The organism is Vibrio sp. PID17_43 (assembly GCF_002608565.1).
GTDB lineage: Bacteria > Pseudomonadota > Gammaproteobacteria > Enterobacterales > Vibrionaceae > Vibrio.
This window is the reverse complement of the sequence record NZ_LIXM01000011.1, coordinates 114,979-136,407: the sequence shown is the minus strand read 5'-3', so window position 1 is coordinate 136,407 and position 21,429 is coordinate 114,979. Positions and strand designations below refer to the sequence as shown.

The window sequence follows — 21,429 nt, the reverse complement described above, 5'->3', positions numbered from 1 at the left end:
GTTGATGGTGCCAACAATTTGTAGCGGATCGTTTTGCTCAACGGCGAGCCGGAATTTCGCCCCTGGTGATAAGCTCATGACAATTTCCTTCTAGTCTTGTTCTTTCTCTCACTTGTCATTGAATTAAAGCCAGCATCAACAAGATACTGGCTAATTGTGCACAAAGAGAGGTGTTACATATTTTGGTAACCTGGGCCACCGCCGCCTTCTGGCGAAACCCAAGTAATGTTTTGTGACGGGTCTTTGATGTCGCACGTCTTACAATGCAAACAGTTTTGTGCGTTGATCTGCAAGCGCTTACCCTGCTCATCATCAACCACTTCATAAACCCCTGCTGGACAATAACGTTGCGCTGGCTCAGCAAAGACGGGTAAGTTAGTTTGGATCGCGATATCGGAGTCCGTTAACTGCAGGTGACAAGGCTGATCTTCTTCATGATTGGTATTGGACATAAACACAGAGGAGTTTTTGTCAAAGCTCAGTACACCATCTGGCTTAGGGTATACGATTGGCTCATACTTCTCCGCTGGCTGCAATTTGGCATGATCGTACTCTCTATCGCGCAGCGTGATTGGCGCTTTACCGCCAAGCAAATTCTGGTCTAGATAGTTAAACGTTCCCCCGGCCCATAAACCAAACTTATGCAGTGCTGGGCCGAAATTTCGGCTACGATACAGTTCGTCATATAGCCAAGACGCTTTTAAGCGCGCTTCGAAGTCTGCTCCCGTCAACCCTTTTTCGCTCGTACAGGCCGTAAATACCGCTTCTGCTGCCAACATGCCCGACTTCATTGCGGTGTGGGTGCCTTTAATTTTTGCTACATTCAGCGTGCCAGCATTACAACCAATCAGCATACCGCCAGGGAAGACCATCGAAGGTAATGAGTTAAGGCCACCCTTTGAGATCGCGCGAGCACCATATGCCAAACGCTTGCCGCCTTCAAGATGAGCAGCAATGTCTGGATGATGCTTTAAGCGCTGGAATTCTTCATAAGGGTTCAGATATGGGTTGCGATAGTTGAGATCAACTATCAGACCAACAGAAACTTGGTTGTTGTCACCGTGATATAAGAAAAAACCACCCGAAGCTTCGCTGCCTAGTGGCCAACCCGAGCCATGCACGACCAAACCTGGAGTGTGTTTTTCTGCCGGGATCTCCCACTGCTCTTTGATGCCCAAACCATAATGCTGTGGATCGCACGCTTTATTTAGCTCAAAGTGTTCAATAATTTGTTTACCGAGATGACCGCGCACGCCTTCGCTGAATAGGGTGTATTTGGCATGCAATTCCATCCCCATCATAAAGCTCGCTTTAGGCTGACCTGATTTGTCACGCCCCATGTCACCCGTGGCGATGCCTTTTACCGAACCATCTTTATGGTACAGCACTTCACTGGCTGAAAAGCCGGGGAAAATTTCGACGCCCATCTCTTCCGCTTTGCGTGCCAACCAACGACACACATTGCCCAAACTGGCAATGTAGTTACCATCGTTATGCATTGGCTTAGGAATAGCAAAGTGAGGTAGCGAAACACTCATTTCCTCGTCTTTTAAAATAATCACCTGGTCTTGCGTCACACCACAAGTGAGTGGCGCATTTTCTTCTTTCCAATTTGGGAAGAGCTCATCCAAAGCACGAGGTTCGACAATCGCACCGGATAATATGTGCGCGCCCACTTCAGCCCCTTTTTCGACCACACAGACTGACAGTTCTTTTTCTGCTTCTTGTGCCAGTTGCATAAGTCGACAAGCAGACGCTAAACCAGATGGGCCCGCCCCCACGATCACAACATCAAATTCCATTGATTCACGCATATATTCTCTCCTTTTTACCTACTTCCCTGAAAAGATAGGCTGACGCTTTTCAAAGAAGGCACATAATCCTTCTTCGAAATCTTGACTGATAAAACACTGCTGCTGCAGCTCTGCTTCCATTGCAAATGCTTGTTCGAACGACAATTTTTCAACCTGTTGTAATAGCGGCTTAACATGGCGTTGTGCGATTGAAGGCCCCTTAGAAAGCTTTTCCGCCCAATCAGCTACAAATGGCTTTAATTCATGGTGTGTCACCACTTTATTGGTTAACCCCAAGTCAAGGCACATCTCAGCATCCATGCTTTTTGCTTCAAGACATAACTCAAGTGATTGTCGATACCCGAGCTGCTTGACAAAATGCCAACTTGTTCCGCCATCCGGTACTAAACCAAGTAACATAAATGCCGGGTATAACTGAGCGTTGTCGGCCATCACTAATAAGTCACAACTCATCGCTAATGCTGCGCCGATACCAGCAGCAACACCATGAACAGCGGCGATAAAAATTTTGTCAGAATGGCGAATCATATTGAAGATTGGCGCATACTCTTCTATCAGTTGAACCTGAACGTCATCGCACTCGTTGGAAAGTTCAGATAAGTCGGCACCGGCAGAAAAACAGTGGCCTTCAGCCAGCAACACCACGGTTCTAATTTGCGCGTCATCATTAATGAGTGTCAAAGCGTCAACTAACTCGGCACGCATTTGCTGATTAAATGCATTTAAACTGGCTGAACGAGTGAGCGTAATGAAGCAGACCTTTTCGGTCACAGAGACATTCAGCAATGAATTCTCTTTCCTTGACCATACATGCTCATAAACAGACAACGTAAGCTCTCCTATTACTTCACTTCAAACAGTGCTGCAGCACCCATACCGCCGCCAATACACATGGCAACCACAAGGTAACGAACACCTCGGCGTTTCGCTTCACGCAGGCCATGACCGACCATGCGCGCACCGGACATGCCAAACGGGTGACCAATAGAAATGGCACCGCCATTGACATTCAAGCGGTCATTTGGGATCTCAAGCTTGTCACGACAGTAAATAACTTGGCTGGCGAATGCTTCGTTGATTTCCCACAAGCCGATATCATCCACTTTTAAATCGAATCGGTTAAGCAGCTTTGGAATTGCGTAAATTGGACCAATGCCCATCTCTTCTGGTTTGCAGCCAGCAACCGCCATTCCTTTGAACTCACCCATGATATCGAGACCGTGTTGCTTCGCTTTCTCTTCGCTCATCAGCAGTGTGGCTGCCGCACCGTCAGCAAACTGAGAGGCATTACCCGCGGTAATGTGCTGGCCTTGCTTAACGTAAGCGCCATCGCTCCAGACCGTTTTTAGATTCGCTAGGCTTTGATAATCCGTCGATGGGCGATTACATTCATCTTTGTCGGCACGAACTTCCACGTGACCCGCTGGCTGACGATTTTCATCAAATATCAGCTTATTTACGCTAAGAGGTACAATTTCATCATCAAACAGGCCGGCTTCTTGTGCTGCCGCAGTACGTTGCTGACTCTGTAGTGCGTATTCGTCTTGCTGCTGACGCGTGATGCCATAGCGTTCGGCGACAATTTCTGCTGTTTCTATCATCGGAATGTAAGCCGATGGCGCCTGTTCGATCACGGCTTCTGAGCGTGCACGGTAACTGTTTTTGTGCTTGGTTTGCGTCAAAGAAAGTGATTCAACACCACCGGCTACCACCACTTCCATGTCACCCGTCATGATGTTGTTTGCCGCAACGCTGATGGTCATCAGGCCAGACGCGCACATTCTGTCGATAGCCATGCCCGGTACCGATTGAGGCAGACCAGCGGTGTACGCACAAAGACGACCAATGTTGTAGCCCTGCGTTCCTTGTTGAACCGCCGCGCCCATAATAACGTCCTCAACGAGGCTTGGATCGATCTGGGCTCGCTCAACCACTTCCTTCACCACAGCACCACCAAGAACGGGGGCTTCGGTGTCATTAAAACTTCCTCGGAATGATTTCGCCAATGCGGTGCGAGCCGCCGAAACAATAACCGCTTTTTTCATTGTCTACTCCTTGACCTTACTTGAATGAATAACGACTGATGGTATCCACGACACAACCTGGACGTTCTGAACCTTCAATTTCGATCGTGATTCGAATGACGGCTTGATATGCTTCACCGATCTTCTCTACGCGGATCACGTCACCGCGTCCACGAATTTGACTGCCAACTGGAACGGGCGCAGGGAAACGGATCTTGTTACAACCGTAATTCACACCCATTGCCAAATTTTGAATATCGATAAGTTGAAAAAGGAAATCACTGGCAAGCGACAACGTTAAATAGCCATGCGCAATGCACGCACCAAAAGGCCCTTTTGCCGCTTTTTCCTCGTCAACATGAATCCACTGATGGTCATTGGTTGCTTCAGCAAATAAATTGATGCGTTGCTGTGATATGGTCAGCCACTCTGTCGTACCTAGCGTCTTTCCCTCAAGGCTGAGCAGTTGTTCTGGATTGGTGATGGTTACATTTGACACGGTTATTCTCCATTAAGCGCGTTGTGAACTGACAGGCACGACTTCACCGGTCATGTAAGAGGCATAGTCACTAGCCAAGAACATCATTACGTTCGCCACTTCCCACACTTCAGCAGCGCGTCCAAAGGCTTCCCGACTTGCCAGTTGTTCCAATAGTTCTGTTGAAGAGGCTTTCTTTAGGAAGTCATGTAACGCAATAGAAGGGGATACCGCATTAATACGAATACCATGCTCTGCCGCTTCCAACGCACTGCATCGAGTTAGTGCCATTACGCCCGCTTTTGCTGCGGCATAGTGGGCTTGTTCTTTTTGTGCTCGCCAGCCGAGTACCGATGCGTTGTTAACAATGACGCCCTTCTTACGCTGCTGCATATAAGGCAGTGCCGCACGTGTCATGCGGAAAGTGCCCGTTAGCGTCACATCAAGAACGAGTGACCATTCGTCATCACTCATCTCAATAATCGATTTCTGGCCGCCCAGTCCGGCGTTATTGATAAGCACATCGATACCATTCAGTTTGCTGTTAGCTTGCAAAACCAAGGCATCCACTTCTTCTTGCTTGGTGACGTTACACAACTGACCGTAAACTGGCGTATCTGGATGCTGTTCCTGCAATGCGGTCACTGCTTTATCTAACCGCCCCGGATGAATGTCCGATATCATCAGGGCACGACATCCTTCCTCAAGTGCGCGCTGAGCGGCAGAAAAACCGATACCCGCCCCCGCCGCCGCGGTGATCAATACGGATTTATCTTTCAACAACCCGTGACCTTTGACATATTCTGGGATCTGACTCATCACCCAATCTCCTAACTTCAAAAACAATTCAAACCGTAATTGGGATCATTCGAACACAGTGATCATTGGGTGCCATCGTCAAACTGGACTAATTGAAGATATTCGACAGGATTTGATGGTATATGCCCCTGTCACTCAACGGAGCCACCATTCCACCGAAATTGAGCACTCAGCAAGCAACAGAGTCGAAGTACAAACGAGCAATGAAGCGAAAGGGAAAATGTCAGTAATTTTTACACTTCTCATCTACATCGTTAACCTAACAATCACAAGTAACTGATAAAAAACACCTTTCCGATTTGGCACGAATGCTGCTGTTAATAAAGCGCAGTAACAAACTTTGTATTAACTTCTAAATACGATAAGGAAATACACATGGAAATAGCTAAATATGGGCTGTACACTGCGCTCGCCACCTCGCTAGCGTTCGCCTCGCAAGCAAATGCTGTGGTCATTGACGATTTTGACAACCCTGAAGCAATTGGTGTGAACTATGTGCAAGATACGACAGTCGATGGCATAGGTACTGGTAATCCAAGCGAAGCAACGTATGATGATCCCCTTGGTATCCTAGGCGGGGAGCGCGATCTCTGGGTTAACCTGTTAGCTAACCCCGACGGTGCATTGACTGGTGTCGCTCTGTCGGTGGCAGCAGGAAGTCTTAGTTATGGTACAGGTTCAAGTGTAGTCGCGGAGGGTAAAATTCAGTACGACGGCAATGACAATGATGCGGTAAATATTGATACCGCAGGTTTAGGCTCTGTAGACCTTACCCTTAATGGCGGTGACGCCTTCCTACTGGATGTCATTGATACTGACCTTGGCTTTACGTTCGGAGTGCAAGTCTGGTCTAATGCCGGTGCTGATACTGACACTGTCGTGTATACCGCTTCGGGTGCTACTACGGGTCTAGCCGCCCTTTCTTTCAGTGACTTTGTAGGGGTAGATTTTACGGACGTCAGTGCGATAGAGTTTACGATCAATACTCAGGGGCAAGCAGGCCAAGCTGATATTGACTTTTCGATCGGTAGTGTCGTCTCTGTTCCTGAGCCTGCCAGTATTGCGTTCTTCGGCGCTGGTCTACTTGGATTAGGGCTGCTGCGTCGCCGCAAATCTCAGCAATAAGCATTGAACTAAAGGACATGCTTTATATGCTCTTTTACTGTTCACTGTCATTTTGACTCGCACTTCACAAGCCGTTTGCCATATCGCAAGCGGCTTATTATTACAGGCAATTTGATGAAACGGCATGTTGCTTTACGAGCCTAACTCAGTTTAGGCCTTTCCTGAACGGATTGAAGATATGGTATCTAGCCCCATATCACTAATTCAAGTTCATGCATACTCGCCAATACAATTCAGACTATTTCTAAGAATTGACGCAGAGATGGAATAGGAGACCAATCCTGAATAGTGGTTTACCTTGGGATTGCTTAGTCATGTAAAAGATTTAGTGTTTTTTAAAATAGGGAATGAGTTTATTCGCAGCATCCATGGAGAGAGCTATCGCTCCGTTTTTGTTTAGGTGGCCCGGATCAGCCCAGTTGGATTTCTCTTTAAATATACGCTCATCAAAATAGAGCCATTGATTGTCAGGGTATTTGTCGGCAAATACAGACACGTCTGGCGCACCAAAACTTGGTATATATGCATACGCTATTGGTACATTATATTTTTCAGCTAATTCCGAAATCTGCTCAACATAATAGAAGTTAGCATTATGAGAGAGGTAGAACGTTAACTCGTCAAGCCAACCTAATGGCCTTGAGATACCCTTCATTGGATGTAATGATTGTTCCGAGGCAACACCCACCCTCTCCTTTCCATCTGCCCAAGATATGGCATTGTTAAGATGTGAACCGTGATAGTCCACCGCTGAGAAGCCCGTTTTAAACCCAAAAAACTCGGGAAAAGAATCATAAGATGCCGTTTTAATGGTCCTTAATGGTAGACGAATAAGATTACCAAAATACCTCAGATTCACAATCCAAGGCGCAGCGTAAAGATCTTCTGGCTGCGCAAGATAATGCGTACCTGGATGGAGATCTCTCGCTTCTTGCTCTCTTACTTCAAGTACAATAAGCTTGGGCTTGCGACTCTCCAATAACTGTTTAACCAACGTGTAGTGCATGTCCCGGCCAAAATGGGGAATCGCAAAGTTAACAACTCGGAGCTCATCGTCACCTAGCGACTGCTCGACCAAGCGACTATCGATGCCATTCATGGTATGGGACGTACCAAAAAACGCAACATCGATCGGCGTGTCATCAAAGTGAATACGTTCATAAATCCATGCTGCGGCTTTATATGAACCAATATCAAGCAAACGATAACGCGTATAAGGCGAATCAGGCAGGAAGGAAATGCCGACCAACAAAGTCATGCTTGCTAGCAAGCAAGTAATCAAGAGTTTTAAGTGATAACTAGGACTAGATTTCATAATTAAAAGTTAAAGTAAATAAATACTGTGGGTTGTGCCATGAACATTAAGGATGCAGCCAGTAAACAACTGATATATGCCAGCGCTCCTTTGCGGAATTTAAACTTGTCAAAAAAGATCGTTATTGGTTGCCAGTCATCTGGGGTTTTCCAACCCTGGTATTCGAACATCTGTGATACGTTTGGCGTAAATTGTGTAATGAAAAATCCAACAACAATTAGAAAGATCATATAGGGCTGCACCTGAATAACTACAGAGGTTGCTGATGAAAAGCTTAGCATCTGATAAACAATGGTCATGGCACCATGTAACGTTTCGGCTCTAAAAAACACCCAAGCGATAACCACAAAGAAAAGCGTAACCAGAACAAATAGGGGTTTAAAGCTAGATAAGTTTATGTTTCTGGTCGCTGATTGAAAGGCGTGGTTAGCGATGAGATAGAATCCGTGCAATCCACCCCATATAATGAAGTTGAAACCCGCCCCATGCCATAAACCACCTATCAACATCGTCAACATTAGGTTGCGATAACGACCTATTGCACCATTTCGGTTGCCACCTAAAGGGATATATAGGTAATCACGAAGAAAAGCCGACAGAGTGATATGCCAGCGCCGCCAGAACTCAACAATGGATTCTGACTTATAAGGGGATAAGAAGTTAATTGGCAACCTTATACCAAACATCAAGCCTAACCCAATTGCCATATCCGAATAGGCTGAAAAATCGAAGTATAGTTGTAGTGTATAACTCAGCGCACCGACCCACGCCGCGAAGGTTCCAATGTAATCACCTTTATCTGCATGGGAGAACACTTCTGTTGCTAATACTTCAAGGTTATCCGCAAGCAGTAGTTTCTTAGCTAAACCGATGATGAATATAAACGCGCCTGCTGCAAACCACTCGCCGTTAAAACCAAGATTTTTCAGTCTCATGAACTGAGGAATCAACTCTTTATGGTGAACAATTGGCCCAGCGATAAGTTGTGGAAAAAAGGTCACGAATAAGCTGTAATGCCAAAAACTGTAGTCGACATCCTTTTCTTTGTAACAATCCACTAAATAGGCAATTTGCTGAAAGGTATAAAATGAGATGCCAACCGGAAGAATAAACTTAGTCAGTCCCATATCGATATCGGTGAGATAATAAAATATTTCCCCAAAAAAGAAGGAATACTTGTAGTAACCGATAACAGCAAGGTTATAGACAATACCCAAGATGAGGAAATACTTCGCGATTTTACCTGTTTTTTGTACATACTTTGATATGACAAAGTTCACCAGTATCGAGGCAATAATGATGTGACCATGCAACCAATTAGGCAAAAAATAAAACACGAGGGATATTACCAGCATCACTCGTATCGACTCGGTTGGACGATAGAAAAAGGTCATCCAGTACAAGCTTAACGAGAGCGGTAAAAAAGCAAAGACAAATTCAAATGTTGGAAAAAGCATCAGTTCAATCCCACGATATAGAATTAAAATGAGAATTTAAATCACCGTGAGTAGTCTCAATATAGTTCATCTGCAATCCTTTTCGCCGCTACCTTATGTCCTTCTCTGGCCATATGCCCATTTGCATCCTGAAAGAAAAGTTTACTCTTCCTATTTTCTTGAACCAGTGACTCTAATAAATCTAAATGGGCAATCTGATGATCATATAAGAATCTTGTGAGCTGCTTTCGCACTTCATCTTCAGCAGAAAACAGTTGATTCATGATTGGGTAGTTTTCATTGCCAGCTGAAAGGTAATGCTCTTTGTAAACACGCTCTTTTGTCGGGAAAACGACCACTTTAAAGGCCATGTTTTTACTAGCGGAAAAGCGTTCCATCTCTAAAATTATCGACTTTAACGCCGTTAAACCTATTTGATTTCTCTCGCGAGATAGATCGAGATTTTTTAGTCTAGGCTTTGGTGTGAATATGGTGCGATTAGCTGTGTTATCAAAATAGATATAACGCTCGCTGCTCGACTCGTTAGTCAACCACCAGTTTTCAACCAACCTTATCCAGTCTCCAACGGCACTCTGCACAATAACGTGATAAAGAAAGCTGTTTGAAGCAAGCCAACGGCGCAAGTTAAATCGATATTGATCGGACGACTTTTCTTGATTATTGCCTCGATTAAAATGAGGGGGCTTCACCGCTATGTCGTCACCTAAATACAAGCTGATAATAACTTGTCTCGGGCTCAGCTGAGTGGCATAAGTTTCAAGCAAATACTGATACTGCCTCACCCCATAGCCCCCCACCGACAAGTTATATATTGGCAGGGCCACATTACTTGCAAGAACTTCAGGCCATGCATCGCGCGCACTAACTGAGACGCCATAGGCAAAAGAATCGCCAATGACGACCGTATCAACCTCAGCGGGTATCGTTTGATTTCGAAAACCCCAAGCATCGTGACCGGCATGAAAAGGTTTTATGTGATACCCCAAACTTTCATGATGAGAAACGTTCGGTGTCAAGAAATTATGGGGTGGGTAAAGCAAACGCAATACACATTCAAAAAGCAAGATAGCAGCTAAAGACCCACCAATCAGAATGCATCCATACTTAACAAACCTATTCAGCTTTGCTCTACGCGGTCTTACCCCAACACTCTGCATTGTCTCTCCTTGGAAATGCATATTGGACAAATGATTGAGCAAGTATTTTCCATTTTGCTCTTCAACAATTAATAACATTGTCAAATGTAAGAATAGCAGCTGATATTAGCTTTGTTGCCTAAATCAAAGATCGAAATAAATCAGCGAAGATTGGCGATGCTGAATTCAGCAGATAGATAAGCCAAGGTAATAAACTTGTTATAGAGCGGTAAGTTAGTCACAACATAAACAAGCTCGTTTCATAGAAGTATGAATGGATGAGTGGATAAGAGGCCTAGCAATCTCACTAGACCTTTACCAATCATCACTTAACTGTTGGGGGAATGAACCATTGACTCAAAACTGCGGTCTCGCCACGGGTTCTTTGCTCGTATGAGCGAGACGTTACTTTGCCTGACGGCGACGCAACAAGCCAACCCCAAATAGCCCTAAACCAAAGACTGCTAATGAAGATGGCTCTGGCACGACGCCAGTGGGAACAACACCGAATGGTGCACTCTCTTGGCCAACCGTCATCGACAATACGAAATCATCGAAGTCTGCGTCAGCATTGCCTCCGCCGTCATTGTAAAATAAATAGGCGGTCGAAAAATCTAAGCTGCTTTCATCGATGCCTGCAAAACCAAAGAAGAAATTTGGCTCACCATCATCGTTAAAACCATTTAAGGCTATATTTGAGCAATGAAGTCCGGTACAGCGAGAAAAACCAAATGGTACTGCTGACTCCTCTTGGTGGTTGAATTCAAAGTCCACGGTTGTCCCCACCGCATCTTTTTCGCTCAACAGAGTCCCCCCTAATATCGGGTTTTGCAATTCAAAAAATTTATTAGTTTGATAGTTAGACTCTGAACCCAAGTAGGTAAATGAAAAGTTATAAGTTCCCTCGTTGTTATCATCGAAGAATAAATTGGCCCCGGTCCAGCCATATATATTATTTGAATCGACGCTGGCATTATCAAAAGTGGTATCGACAACACTACTCAGCGAAGAGAGTGAATCGCCATTTTTAATCTTATCGAGGATAAAACCGGCATAAACGTTCGAGGAGGTTAAAGTAAATAAAACGGCTAAGATGGACAGTAAACATGTATATTTTTGCATTCAAATTCCTTTCTAATTGCTAAATAAAAATTAAAACACCTTGGCATTCACTCCACACAAAGCAATAATTAGGCCATGTTTTTTTGTTAATAAATCCAACCACTTAAGCTGACATTTTACTCATACCGTAAAGATATCTGACACTATATTTTGATGTCACCCGTGAGATCCGAATGCGAATTGTGCTCACGCTTTTTATTCGCATACTTCGTCGCTTATTATTACAATTGCGACTAGCCGTCCGCCGCGAACAAAACATTGCAAAGCAAAAACAGCCGAATGAGGTCAACAAACTCTAGGGTTGGATTTAAGTCTTTCGGGAAGGTCTTGATATAAGCCACTCATGCTAGCGAGGTCTATCACTCAGTTTGAGTCACTTGTAGCGCATATTAACCTTTTGAGCTGCTTGATTCAGCCTATAACGTGAAGAACGGCACCACAAACGGCATGCGAAGAGTATCGAGCGAGATCCCCTCGATAAAGCGTCTTACTCTTTGTTGAGGAATGTTGCACTTAAAAAAGCTTAGTTACAGCAAATTGATCCCGAATTGTTTCGCTGCATAATGTGTGATCGCAAAGCACGCAATCGACACCACGCAACTAATCAGCATAGTGAGCCAAAACGAATATTTGCTCAGTAGATATGGAAAAAGCAAAAACATCGGTAAGGTTGGCAATACGTACCAAAAGGTAAAAAGCGCATGATTGGAAAGCTGTTCGGTTTCTTGACCTTCGATATACATCCAAATGAGCGCCAATATGGTCACAGTGGGTAATGCTGCGACTAATGCGCCCACTTTGTCACTACGTTTCGCAACTTCAGAAATGGCGACGACAATTGCCGCCGTTGTCAGATATTTGACCACTATCCATAACATTCTTACTTTCCTTTTCCTTGGAACATCAAGCTTACTTTATATCGGTAAAAACGTTGTCCTGATTATAACTACCTTGGCACGCTTACCATATAATTCTCACAAAAAAGTAATCTGCTGGATTTGTTATGATTTTATCCATTCTTCAACGCACTCGTAAGAGCCCATTTCAAATTCACGACATATCCACGGTCTGTTTTCATAGATAGTACACAGATACGTTTCTCTGTCTAAAGCGGCACACCAGCCATCCGCTAATCTTTTCATCGTCTCACCACCATAACTGTCACGAGCGATAAATTCTTCAGGAACACCGGTGTCAGAGATGATCATCACTTCAAGGCGGCAGCAGCACGCTTTGCAATTCGAGCAGGAGACTTTGGAGGCAAGCGTGTCATTAATTGGTATATTCATAGGTATCTACAATTTAATCAATTGTGCATGATACCTAAAATCTAATACCACTACTCAAAAATTAAAGGGGGTGTTGACCTGTGTATCTCATGAATTGGATATGCTACAAGCGATGACGCCCCAATTAGAGCAGCTTACCTAGCACGAACCCTGAGTCAATCTGAAAAGCATCAACTGATGTTTCACGTTTAAAGTCAACGCGAAACGTCAGTTGTTTAACCTTCCTGAAGCAAGAAAACATCTGGGAAGTATAGCGGATTAGCGAACCCGAATTCGTGGCGTGGGTGCATCGCGTCTCATGGTCAGCAAAAACTGATCAAGAGGTGCTGGTGATGCAACTTGTGGAAAATCGCCTTCTTTTGGTCGGTTACGCCAGAACATTTCCCAAGAAGGAAACAAATCATGAAAAGTGCCATGGTATGGTGCACGGCCTGGCCAACGCATTTTCATATCCCCGATAGGTGGGTGGTTTAGATCACTGGCGTACCAGTAGCAAGGCAACCGACGACGGAAGAACCACTCGCCATTAATGCGCTCGTAGTCATCCCAATATAACATCTGCATGGTCACCCATTCTGCACCTGTCTCATGTTCATTTTTCGAATACACCACGCCAATAGCATGATTATCATCGACAAATTCAATGATATGTTGGCCGATATGATGCGACGTCCCGGTAAATTGCTCGCGCAGTGTTTTGTCAACCCACGCTTTTAGGTGAGCGCGGCCCACTTTTTCTTTACCAACTCTGATGTCTTCTGCGAATAAACCGACATGCGCGTCAAGATCGCGCATGTCGAGAGATAACGCATACTTTCCGGCGAGTTGGCGTATCGCCTCTGTTGACTCAAGTCGATCAACTCGCTGAGTCAATGTTGTATCTGAAAAGGCCATCTTAGTCTCCTTACAAAAATGCCATGCCACCATTGACGGCAATGTTTTGTCCGGTGACAAATTCAGCGTCGTCGCTCGCGAGAAAACTAGCTACTTTGGCAATGTCTTCGCTTTCTCCCATGCGACCAAGCGGAATCGCATTGATCATCTGTTGTGTCCACTCTTCTGGAATGTCAGCCATCATCGGTGTATTGGTTGGCCCTGGGACAATGGTATTGACACGAATACCGCTTGGCGCAAGCTCTCTGGCGATACTGCGTGTTAAGCCCATGACTCCAGCTTTAGAAGCGCAGTAATGGCTTGGGCCCTCCCCCGTCATAGCCGCCGTGCTCGATATGTTAATGATGCTGCCACCCCCTTGTTCCAACATCGCTTTCGCCCCCTCTCGGCAGCAGACGAAGGTTCCGGTCAAGTTAACCGCGATAACTTTTTGCCAATTTTCATCAGGGGTATCAACAAAGCCATCAACGGAGCCAACGCCGGCGCAGTTGATCACGACGTTAACCGGGCCTAATTGCTGCTTGACGATAGCCATCGCGTCTCTGACCGAACCACTGTCAGAAACGTCACACGCGATGCCGATGGCCTTATCACCCAATGCGTCCGCTGCCGCTTGCGCAGCCGAAGCGTTAATATCAATGGCCGCAACTTTGGCACCTTGCTGTGCAAACTGCTTAGCCACGGCTTGACCGATACCTTGCCCTGCACCTGTTACCCATACAACCTGTCCTTGATGTTTCATGTTTATACTCCCTTAATTTGCTGTTTTTAGCGTGACGGGCGGGTAGTCTATATACCCTTCACCGCCCACGGTGTACAACGTTGCTCGATCAAACTTGGCCAGCGGTTGATTGTGCTCAATACGCTCGACCAAGTCCGGATTAGCAATAAAGTGACGAGCGAAGGAGACGGCATCGCCCAACTCATTTTTGATCGCCTGATTGGCAGATTCTGCATTAAAGCCATCATTGAGGATCACTGCACCGGAAAAATACGCTTTTACCAGAGTAAATGCGTCAATGCTCGTCGTTGGCGCTCGCATAACATGCACGTAAGCTAAATTCAAACTACGACACGCTTTTAATAGTGCATTATGGCTGGCAATGGGGTCTTGATCCTGCGTATCGTTGAATTGGTTGCCGGGATTGATTCTTAACCCAACTCTATGACCAAATACATCGCTCATCGCTTGCAAGCATTCAAAAGCAAAACGAGCACGATTCTCAGCCGTACCACCATATTCATCCGTTCTGAGGTTAGTGCCACTACACAAAAACTGCATAGGTAAATAACCGCTGGTACAGTGTAGCTCTACACCATCAAAACCCGCTTTCTTGGCATTGATGGCCGCTTGGCGATGCTCTTCAACCACAGATTTGACTTCCTGCGTTGATAACGCTCTTGGCATATCAAATGGCTGCATTCCAGCCGCATCGGTATACACTTCCCCTTTCGCTTGTATGGCAGAAGGTGCAACCGTTTCGACTTTAGGCGGTTTGATATAGCGGCTTCCGATACGTCCTGCATGCATAATTTGCAAAACGATTTTGCCACCTTTTTGGTGAACCGCATCCGTCACCTTACGCCATGCCTCGATATGAGCATCGGTTTCGATACCTGGCTGACGACAATAGGCCTGTCCAGTCACGCTAGGCCACGTACCCTCGGCAATAATAAGCCCAGCCGACGCACGCTCTGCATAATGCTGAACCATCAACGAACTGGGTGAACCGTCCGGGTTGGCACGATTGCGCGTCATCGGAGCCATAACAATACGGTTGTTTAGCGTAATCTCTCCGAGTGATAACGGTTCGAATAAGAATGGGGCGACAGAATCAGGAGAACGCTCGATGACGTCGTCTTTTAAATGGCTATTCATTGTTGGTCCCTAATCTAACGCGGTAATTAACGTGGCCGCGCGACCACCGTCGACAGGTAAGTTCACTCCGGTGATGTAACTTGCCTCATCACTGGCGAGAAACGCAATCGCAGCAGCCAATTCATGTGGCTGCCCGACACGCCCCATCGGGATCAGTCTTTCTGTTTTTTGCTTTGCTTCTTCATCCGATAGCATGCCCTGTGTTGCCGGGGTTTCAACCACCGATGGCATCACGCAGTTGACTCTGATTCCAAACGGCGCACCCTCAACAGCGGCAGCTCGAGAGAAGTTGATCACCGCCGCTTTTGATGCACTGTAGCCCGACATATAAGCCGTTCCGAGTTCTCCACAGATGGAAGAAAGGTTAATGATGGCACCGCCTCTCTCTTTCATCAGTCGCATAGCGCAGCGCGTTGCCCAAAAAGTACCATCAACGGATGTGGCAAAGTTTGCATGCCAATCCTCTGTCGTCATCTCTTCGATTGCGCCCCAGGTAAATGCCATGGCGTTATTAACTAAGATATCTAACTGACCATAATCTTTCTGTATGCTTTCCAGTGTCTGAATAAGCGACGCTTCACAGCTGACGTCACAGGTTCGCGCCTCTGCAACCCCGCCTGTTTTTTGAATGCGCTCGGCAACCTCATTCAATGACTCAGGCGTACGCCCACAAATGATCACTTTTGCCCCTTGTTGAGCAAAATACTCAGCCGTAGCGGCGCCAATACCACTACCACCACCAGTAATAAAAGCCACTTTGCCACTAAGTCGTGGTTGATCCGCATATGTCATAGTTCCTCCTCACCCATAAGGTGATTATTTATATAGAAAAAGAGGATAAACCCAGGTGTAGAGTGTCAAGAAGCAGGGCTCATCCTATTGGAATAGCACGCATTACGTTTGAATATGCAAGGTGTCGAGATTATTCAGTGCCTAACGCCACTTCGGATTTGAACTGCTGAGCAAGTTCGTTTTTTAAGACTTTATTCGAAGCATTGACCGGTAAGCTGTCAACAAAGCGCACATAACGAGGTACTTTGTAATTCGACATTCTTTCTCTAGACCAACGAATGAGTTCAGCTTCGTCGAGTTCACATCCTGTTTTAACAACAATGAAGGCACAACCCACTTCCCCCATTCGCTCATCGGGTACACCAATGACGGCAGACTGGGCTATCTGATGATTCTCTGCCAACGCTGCTTCAATTTCTGCTGGATAGCAGTTAAAACCACCAACAATAAACATGTCTTTGATTCGACCCGTGATCTGTAGGTTGCCCTCAGGGTCAAGCACACCAAGATCGCCTGTATGTAACCACTGATCGGCATCAATCGTTTCTGCGGTGGCGTGTGGGTCTTGAAAGTATTCTTTCATGACATGGAAGCCGCGAATACACACTTCCCCTGCCTCTCCTTGGGCTAACGCCTGACCTTGTTGGCTTAAAATTGCCACTTCCGTACCTACAATCGCTTTGCCACTGGTTTGTGCGATCACTTCTGATGGCGAGAGTGGATCACATATAGTGGCTAGCCCGCCGCATTCGGTTAGACCATACGCAGTAGTAACGGTTTCTATCCCGAGTGTGGTTCTCATCGACTCAATCAGAACCGGAGGTATCGTCGACGCGCCCGTGACGGCCACTCTTAAACTTGATAGGTCGTAGCGGTCTAGCTTCGGGTGAGCAAGCAAAGATAAGTACAATGTCGGCGGCCCAGGCAAGATGTTAATCCGTTCAGATTCAATCCTATTTAACACGGTCTCGGCATCGAACACTTGTTCAGGCAAAATGGTGGCGCCGGCGATCAAACTCGCGACCCAGCCAGCTTTGTAGCCAAAAGCGTGAAAGAAAGGGTTAATCACTAAATAACGCTCTCCAGGCTTGAGAGCCAACACTTGGACATACTCTCTGAAAGCGTTAACACAGGCGCTGTGGATACTGACCACGCCTTTTGGTTTACCTGTGGTACCAGAGGTAAACATAAGATCGGAAGCGTCGTTGCTTTCCAGTGACAGTAAGCGCTCGAAAAGTCGCTCTTGCGAAACCGTGTTGCCCAAGCGAATTAACGCATCCCATTCGAGCATGTTGTCATTCGGTTCTGCTTGTCTTTCACTCAGGACGATAATCTTCTCCAGACAACTTGGTGCCACTTTCTCAAGTTCTGCCGCATAGTCACTTGAAAGAAAGTCTCCAACACTAAATAACACCTTCGCGCCGCTTCGATGGAGAATGTCTTGCGCCTCATGGGCTTTCATTCTGGTATTAAGTGGCACTAATACCGCGCCTGCCATCTGCAAACCGATCGCGGCTAAAATCCAACGTGCGGAATTAGGTGCCCAGACAGCGACGCGGTCGCCTTTCTGCACTCCTAAGTTTAACAGCCCTTTGGTCACATCAAGAGCTCGTTCCGGTAACTCCGCGTATGAGATGGACTCTTCACCATCACGAATGGCAGTGATATCAGAGTACTTCGCCGCGGCTTCGATCACTAAGCTCGGAATAGTATTTGGCTGAAGAGCAAGTGATAACTTATCCATGTTAATTATCCTTCATCAATGCGATTGTTATTAGGCCACGGTACGTTCGTTTTCTACTGGATTCGTCACGACGACTGACTCGGCAATGTCATGAGCCGCGATATAACCAAATGTCATCGCAGGCCCTAACGTTGACCCTGCGCCTGGGTAACTTTTACCCATCACAGACGCCGAACAGTTGCCTATTGCATACAAACCTTCAATATGGGTCAGATCTTCGCGAACCACTCGCGCTTTCTCATCGGTTACCAAGCCACCTTTGGTGCCGATATCACCGGCCTGAAGCTTCATGGCGTAATAAGGGCCTTTGTCGATGGATGCCAAGCATGGATTTGGTTTAATGTTTAGGTCACCGTAGTAACGGTCAAACACATTGCCGCCTCGGCCAAAGTCCGAATCGACGCCAGTCTGCGAAAATTCATTCATTCTGGTGACGGTGTCCTTTAACCCATCCCCATCAATACCGATCAAAGCCGCTAATTCGTCGAGGGTGTCTGCTTTCCAGTACAGGTCTTCATTCCAATCTTTTGGCAATCGGCTGTCCGGCATGATTTGCCCGGGCATTAATGGGCCCATCGCATAATTGAATCGGAACTTCGCGTCAAAAATGACCCAAGCAGGAATCGTCTTGCCGTTAGTTTCCTGATTGTTTTGATACATCGCATGGCCAAATTCCAAATATGGTGCCGCTTCGTTATAAAAACGTTTACCCAGTCCGTTAACCACGATCGCTCCAGGGAAGGCTCGCTCAGCAAACACGCCACGAGATTCCGCTTCACGAGGGACGGAGAAGGTCGGAGACCACCAACACCAATCGAGCAAGTCGGTGGCGGCACCGTGCCGGATCCCCGCCTCTAACGCTGCGCCAGAGTTAGCGTCTTTTGGCGTTGCACTCCACGATTTTTGCGTTGGGGTGGCCAGATACTTTTCTCTGAGTTTTTGGTTTTGCTCAAAGCCACCGCTGGCTAATACCACGCCTTTATTCGCCCATAATGTCGTAGGCTGCCCAGACTGTTTCGCTTGGATACCGGTCACGCGGCCGTGTTCGATGATGAGATCTTCAAAATCGGTATTGAGCAGCAATGGAATATCGCGGTCGAGCATGCCTTTTCGCAGTGATGCGATCAGTGAACTGCCTAAGCCTGCCAAACGATCGCGCTTGCCCTTTTTACGTTGGCGGAAGTCAAATTGATAACGCATCATTCGACGTAGGAGTAACAGTCGCCATCCTCGCTCTCGCGCCATTGCTTTATGCGCATCACGAGCGGTCCAAGCGATCTTTCCCATCAGCAACGTAGAGCGAGATGCTTTACGCATGTGATGAATTTCTTCGCCTAAGCAAGAGGTATCAAATAACTCCGGATCCAGCGTTCGACCACCTGGCAGTGAGCCTGCGAGGTGCGGATAATAATCCGGGTATTTTTCCGCTACTGCATAACGTACTGGCGTATGTTGCTCTAGGTAACGAATCATTTGTGGGGCATTGTCCAAATATGCATCAAGCTTTTTGATGTCCACCTCACCTTGAGTCGACGCTTGCAAGTATTTCAGCGCCAACTCTCGACTGTCACCGCCACCTTTAGCATGAAAGTGGTCATTATTGGGGATCCAAATGCCCCCGCCTGATAATGCCGATGTTCCGCCATATTGATCGGTTTTCTCAATCATCACCACCGACAATCCCTTATCTGCGGCAACAATTGCCGTCGACATTGCGCCCGCCCCCGAGCCTACCACCACCACATCATAACGTTGCTGTGGTGATACTGCTTGTTGTGTCTGTTTCATCCGTAATCCTTTTGGTCACCCGATTTCCAAATCAAAACTCGTTTGTTGCCAGAAGCGCACCGGTCTTCACTGAGAATTCTCGCTTGATCTCTTTTCGCAATAGCTTGCCTGCCGGACTTCGCGGCAATTCACGTTGCAAAATATGAATTTGGGAAGGCACTTTGTAGCTGGCAAGGTGCTCACCAACAAAACTCCTCAGCTGCGCTTCACTGATCTGTTCGTAAGGGGCGAGAGAAACGACTGCAATCACCGCTTCCCCTGTGGTGTCATCTTCAATGCCAAAGACCGCCGCTTCTTTAACTGCGTGATGACGCTGGAGACAAGACTCCACTTCTTGCGGAGACACTTTTTCGCCATTGCGGTTAATCAACTCTTTTAATCGGCCAACGATAAATAAGAAGTTGTCTGCGTTGCGGTAACCTAAGTCACCCGTAGCGAGCCAACCGTCATGCATCACTTCAGCAGTTCCTAGGGGGTTGGCGAGGTATTCTTTCATTACCGATACCCCTTTCAGCCACACTTCCCCAACTTCGTTATCTGGCAGTTCTTGACCAATCGGGTCAACGATTTTTACCTGCATGATCGGTGAAATAACACCAGAACTATCACGATTTAGACGGAATAAATCACCTGACACCGCCGATGCAACGCCATTGCTTTCAGTCATACCGAAACCAATACCAATCATCTGATTCGGCATGACGTTAAAAACATGCTCCATTAGGGACTCGGGCACGCCTGCACCGCCAAAACCCAAACCGAATAGTTGATCTAATATGGCTTCTTTATCTGGATGCGGCTCTCTAAACAGCTGCAATAACATTGACGGAGCACAATTGAATTGTGTTACTTCCTCTTTTTTCATCAACTCATAGGCTACCTGAGTATCCCACTTATGCATGAATACCAAACGGGTACCATTTCGCAAAGCAGTTAGAAATTGGGCGTGCAAACCGCTGACGTGGAACAAAGGGACGGCAGATAAAATAACCGCAGGCTTCGCCTTTTCGACAATCCGCTTTACTTTATCCGGGGAACTCATCGCCGATAACGCCGAGATAAAATCAATATTGAACAACGATTGGCACACGGCTTTTTGACTTGAGACAACCGCTTTTGCTCGGCTCGTCGTCCCAGAAGTAAACAAAATCAAAGCAGAGTCATCACTCTCCACTAACGGCATTGGTAAGTCTGCTTGTGGCTTAGGCTCTCGAGCAATCAGTTCTTGATAATCAATCGCCATACCATATTGCTTTTCACTGTCATCAATCACGATAACCGCGCAGTCATCAACCGCCGTCTCACCGTCTAATCGCGCGAATCTGTCTTTGTCACAAACGAGGACAGCTGGCTGAATATCTTCTAAAGCCGCTTGCAGCTCTTCCTTACGACCAAAACTGTTTAACGGCGCAGGAATCGCTCCGAGACGTGCCGCTGCACAAAACGCGACCGCCCACTCCGGCCGGTTTCGACAGGCAATAGCGACGACCGAGCCCTGTTTAATACCACGTTGTAACATCCAACTGGCCAGACGATCGAGTTCATCAAAAAAGCGTTGGAAGCTCCAGCGGTCCTGTTGGTAAACCATAAAACATGAGTCATCCTCGCGCCTTGCTGTTTCGATCACCTGCGGTAAGCTCTGCGGTGCATTGCAATAAGAGAACAAGCCTTTGTTATCCTGTTGTAACGCAAATGGGCTCTCTTGTGCCGTCAGTTGTGACACTAGCTGGCTAATTTGGACATCCTGTTCCAT

At 46.6% G+C, this 21,429-nt stretch carries 19 protein-coding genes; 1 reads left to right on the top strand and 18 read right to left on the bottom strand.

Features of this window, described 5'->3' with window-relative positions:
- Positions 1–173: 173 nt before the first annotated feature.
- Genes AK965_RS10000 through AK965_RS09980 form a run of 5 tightly spaced genes read right to left on the bottom strand, consistent with a single transcriptional unit; the run spans position 174 to position 5,135 of the window.
- Positions 174–1,814 carry an electron transfer flavoprotein-ubiquinone oxidoreductase gene (locus AK965_RS10000; protein WP_099079465.1) on the bottom strand — a complete coding sequence of 547 codons (1,641 nt, stop codon included), beginning with the start codon at positions 1,812–1,814 and terminating at the stop codon, positions 174–176.
- An 18-nt stretch (positions 1,815–1,832) separates the two neighbouring features.
- Positions 1,833–2,600 (bottom strand): enoyl-CoA hydratase/isomerase family protein, encoded by a 768-nt coding sequence (locus tag AK965_RS09995; RefSeq protein ID WP_172438120.1) that lies wholly within the window; start codon positions 2,598–2,600, stop codon positions 1,833–1,835.
- A gap of 56 nt (positions 2,601–2,656) precedes the next feature.
- Complete coding sequence (locus tag AK965_RS09990; protein ID WP_099079463.1) at positions 2,657–3,859, bottom strand: thiolase family protein; 1,203 nt, start codon at positions 3,857–3,859, stop codon at positions 2,657–2,659.
- 16 nt (positions 3,860–3,875) lie between these two features.
- On the bottom strand, positions 3,876–4,337 hold the full coding sequence (locus AK965_RS09985; protein WP_099079462.1) for a MaoC family dehydratase: 462 nt from the start codon (positions 4,335–4,337) through the stop codon (positions 3,876–3,878).
- A gap of 12 nt (positions 4,338–4,349) precedes the next feature.
- Positions 4,350–5,135, bottom strand: coding sequence for an SDR family oxidoreductase (locus tag AK965_RS09980; protein ID WP_099079461.1), 786 nt, complete (start codon positions 5,133–5,135; stop codon positions 4,350–4,352).
- Between the two features lie 375 nt (positions 5,136–5,510).
- On the opposite strand from AK965_RS09980, the gene AK965_RS09975 reads away from it, so the two are divergent.
- On the top strand, positions 5,511–6,260 hold the full coding sequence (locus AK965_RS09975) for a PEP-CTERM sorting domain-containing protein (protein ID WP_099079460.1): 750 nt from the start codon (positions 5,511–5,513) through the stop codon (positions 6,258–6,260).
- 325 nt (positions 6,261–6,585) lie between these two features.
- Here AK965_RS09975 and AK965_RS09970 read toward each other — a convergent pair whose 3' ends face one another.
- From AK965_RS09970 to AK965_RS09910, 13 genes are all read right to left on the bottom strand, one after another.
- Complete coding sequence (locus AK965_RS09970; RefSeq protein WP_099079459.1) at positions 6,586–7,518, bottom strand: hypothetical protein; 933 nt, start codon at positions 7,516–7,518, stop codon at positions 6,586–6,588.
- 59 nt (positions 7,519–7,577) lie between these two features.
- Positions 7,578–9,032 carry an MBOAT family protein gene (locus tag AK965_RS09965; protein ID WP_099079458.1) on the bottom strand — a complete coding sequence of 485 codons (1,455 nt, stop codon included), beginning with the start codon at positions 9,030–9,032 and terminating at the stop codon, positions 7,578–7,580.
- Positions 9,033–9,088: 56 nt separating this feature from the next.
- Positions 9,089–10,189 carry an SGNH/GDSL hydrolase family protein gene (locus AK965_RS09960; RefSeq protein WP_099079457.1) on the bottom strand — a complete coding sequence of 367 codons (1,101 nt, stop codon included), beginning with the start codon at positions 10,187–10,189 and terminating at the stop codon, positions 9,089–9,091.
- Between the two features lie 384 nt (positions 10,190–10,573).
- On the bottom strand, positions 10,574–11,290 hold the full coding sequence (locus AK965_RS09955) for a PEP-CTERM sorting domain-containing protein (protein WP_099079456.1): 717 nt from the start codon (positions 11,288–11,290) through the stop codon (positions 10,574–10,576).
- 527 nt (positions 11,291–11,817) lie between these two features.
- Positions 11,818–12,168: a DUF3147 family protein gene (locus AK965_RS09950; protein WP_099079455.1), complete on the bottom strand. Its 351-nt coding sequence runs from the start codon at positions 12,166–12,168 to the stop codon at positions 11,818–11,820.
- Positions 12,169–12,291: 123 nt separating this feature from the next.
- On the bottom strand, positions 12,292–12,579 hold the full coding sequence (locus AK965_RS09945) for a YkgJ family cysteine cluster protein (protein ID WP_099079454.1): 288 nt from the start codon (positions 12,577–12,579) through the stop codon (positions 12,292–12,294).
- Between the two features lie 258 nt (positions 12,580–12,837).
- On the bottom strand, positions 12,838–13,473 hold the full coding sequence (locus tag AK965_RS09940) for a nuclear transport factor 2 family protein (protein ID WP_099079453.1): 636 nt from the start codon (positions 13,471–13,473) through the stop codon (positions 12,838–12,840).
- Between the two features lie 10 nt (positions 13,474–13,483).
- Positions 13,484–14,215 (bottom strand): SDR family NAD(P)-dependent oxidoreductase, encoded by a 732-nt coding sequence (locus tag AK965_RS09935; RefSeq protein ID WP_099079452.1) that lies wholly within the window; start codon positions 14,213–14,215, stop codon positions 13,484–13,486.
- Positions 14,216–14,227: 12 nt separating this feature from the next.
- Positions 14,228–15,352 (bottom strand): alkene reductase, encoded by a 1,125-nt coding sequence (locus AK965_RS09930; RefSeq protein WP_099079451.1) that lies wholly within the window; start codon positions 15,350–15,352, stop codon positions 14,228–14,230.
- Between the two features lie 9 nt (positions 15,353–15,361).
- Positions 15,362–16,144, bottom strand: a complete 783-nt coding sequence (locus AK965_RS09925) for an SDR family NAD(P)-dependent oxidoreductase (protein ID WP_099079450.1) — start codon at positions 16,142–16,144, stop codon at positions 15,362–15,364.
- Between the two features lie 130 nt (positions 16,145–16,274).
- Positions 16,275–17,888 (bottom strand): FadD3 family acyl-CoA ligase, encoded by a 1,614-nt coding sequence (locus AK965_RS09920; RefSeq protein ID WP_099079449.1) that lies wholly within the window; start codon positions 17,886–17,888, stop codon positions 16,275–16,277.
- A 30-nt stretch (positions 17,889–17,918) separates the two neighbouring features.
- Positions 17,919–19,676, bottom strand: coding sequence for an FAD-dependent oxidoreductase (locus tag AK965_RS09915; RefSeq protein ID WP_099079448.1), 1,758 nt, complete (start codon positions 19,674–19,676; stop codon positions 17,919–17,921).
- A gap of 31 nt (positions 19,677–19,707) precedes the next feature.
- Positions 19,708–21,429 (bottom strand): class I adenylate-forming enzyme family protein, encoded by a 1,722-nt coding sequence (locus AK965_RS09910; RefSeq protein ID WP_099079447.1) that lies wholly within the window; start codon positions 21,427–21,429, stop codon positions 19,708–19,710.

Excerpts from the sequence above, each read along its gene's own strand:
- AK965_RS10000 (WP_099079465.1), bottom strand. The coding sequence starts at position 1,814 with ATGCGTGAATCAATGGAATTTGATGTTGTGATCGTGGGGGCGGGCCCA.
- AK965_RS09990 (WP_099079463.1), bottom strand. The coding sequence starts at position 3,859 with ATGAAAAAAGCGGTTATTGTTTCGGCGGCTCGCACCGCATTGGCGAAA.
- AK965_RS09980 (WP_099079461.1), bottom strand. The coding sequence starts at position 5,135 with ATGAGTCAGATCCCAGAATATGTCAAAGGTCACGGGTTGTTGAAAGAT.
- AK965_RS09975 (WP_099079460.1), top strand. The coding sequence starts at position 5,511 with ATGGAAATAGCTAAATATGGGCTGTACACTGCGCTCGCCACCTCGCTA.
- AK965_RS09970 (WP_099079459.1), bottom strand. The coding sequence starts at position 7,518 with ATGACTTTGTTGGTCGGCATTTCCTTCCTGCCTGATTCGCCTTATACG.
- AK965_RS09965 (WP_099079458.1), bottom strand. The coding sequence starts at position 9,032 with ATGCTTTTTCCAACATTTGAATTTGTCTTTGCTTTTTTACCGCTCTCG.
- AK965_RS09960 (WP_099079457.1), bottom strand. The coding sequence starts at position 10,189 with ATGCAGAGTGTTGGGGTAAGACCGCGTAGAGCAAAGCTGAATAGGTTT.
- AK965_RS09955 (WP_099079456.1), bottom strand. The coding sequence starts at position 11,290 with ATGCAAAAATATACATGTTTACTGTCCATCTTAGCCGTTTTATTTACT.
- AK965_RS09950 (WP_099079455.1), bottom strand. The coding sequence starts at position 12,168 with ATGTTATGGATAGTGGTCAAATATCTGACAACGGCGGCAATTGTCGTC.
- AK965_RS09945 (WP_099079454.1), bottom strand. The coding sequence starts at position 12,579 with ATGAATATACCAATTAATGACACGCTTGCCTCCAAAGTCTCCTGCTCG.
- AK965_RS09940 (WP_099079453.1), bottom strand. The coding sequence starts at position 13,473 with ATGGCCTTTTCAGATACAACATTGACTCAGCGAGTTGATCGACTTGAG.
- AK965_RS09935 (WP_099079452.1), bottom strand. The coding sequence starts at position 14,215 with ATGAAACATCAAGGACAGGTTGTATGGGTAACAGGTGCAGGGCAAGGT.
- AK965_RS09930 (WP_099079451.1), bottom strand. The coding sequence starts at position 15,352 with ATGAATAGCCATTTAAAAGACGACGTCATCGAGCGTTCTCCTGATTCT.
- AK965_RS09925 (WP_099079450.1), bottom strand. The coding sequence starts at position 16,144 with ATGACATATGCGGATCAACCACGACTTAGTGGCAAAGTGGCTTTTATT.
- AK965_RS09920 (WP_099079449.1), bottom strand. The coding sequence starts at position 17,888 with ATGGATAAGTTATCACTTGCTCTTCAGCCAAATACTATTCCGAGCTTA.
- AK965_RS09915 (WP_099079448.1), bottom strand. The coding sequence starts at position 19,676 with ATGAAACAGACACAACAAGCAGTATCACCACAGCAACGTTATGATGTG.
- AK965_RS09910 (WP_099079447.1), bottom strand. The coding sequence starts at position 21,429 with ATGGAACAGGATGTCCAAATTAGCCAGCTAGTGTCACAACTGACGGCA.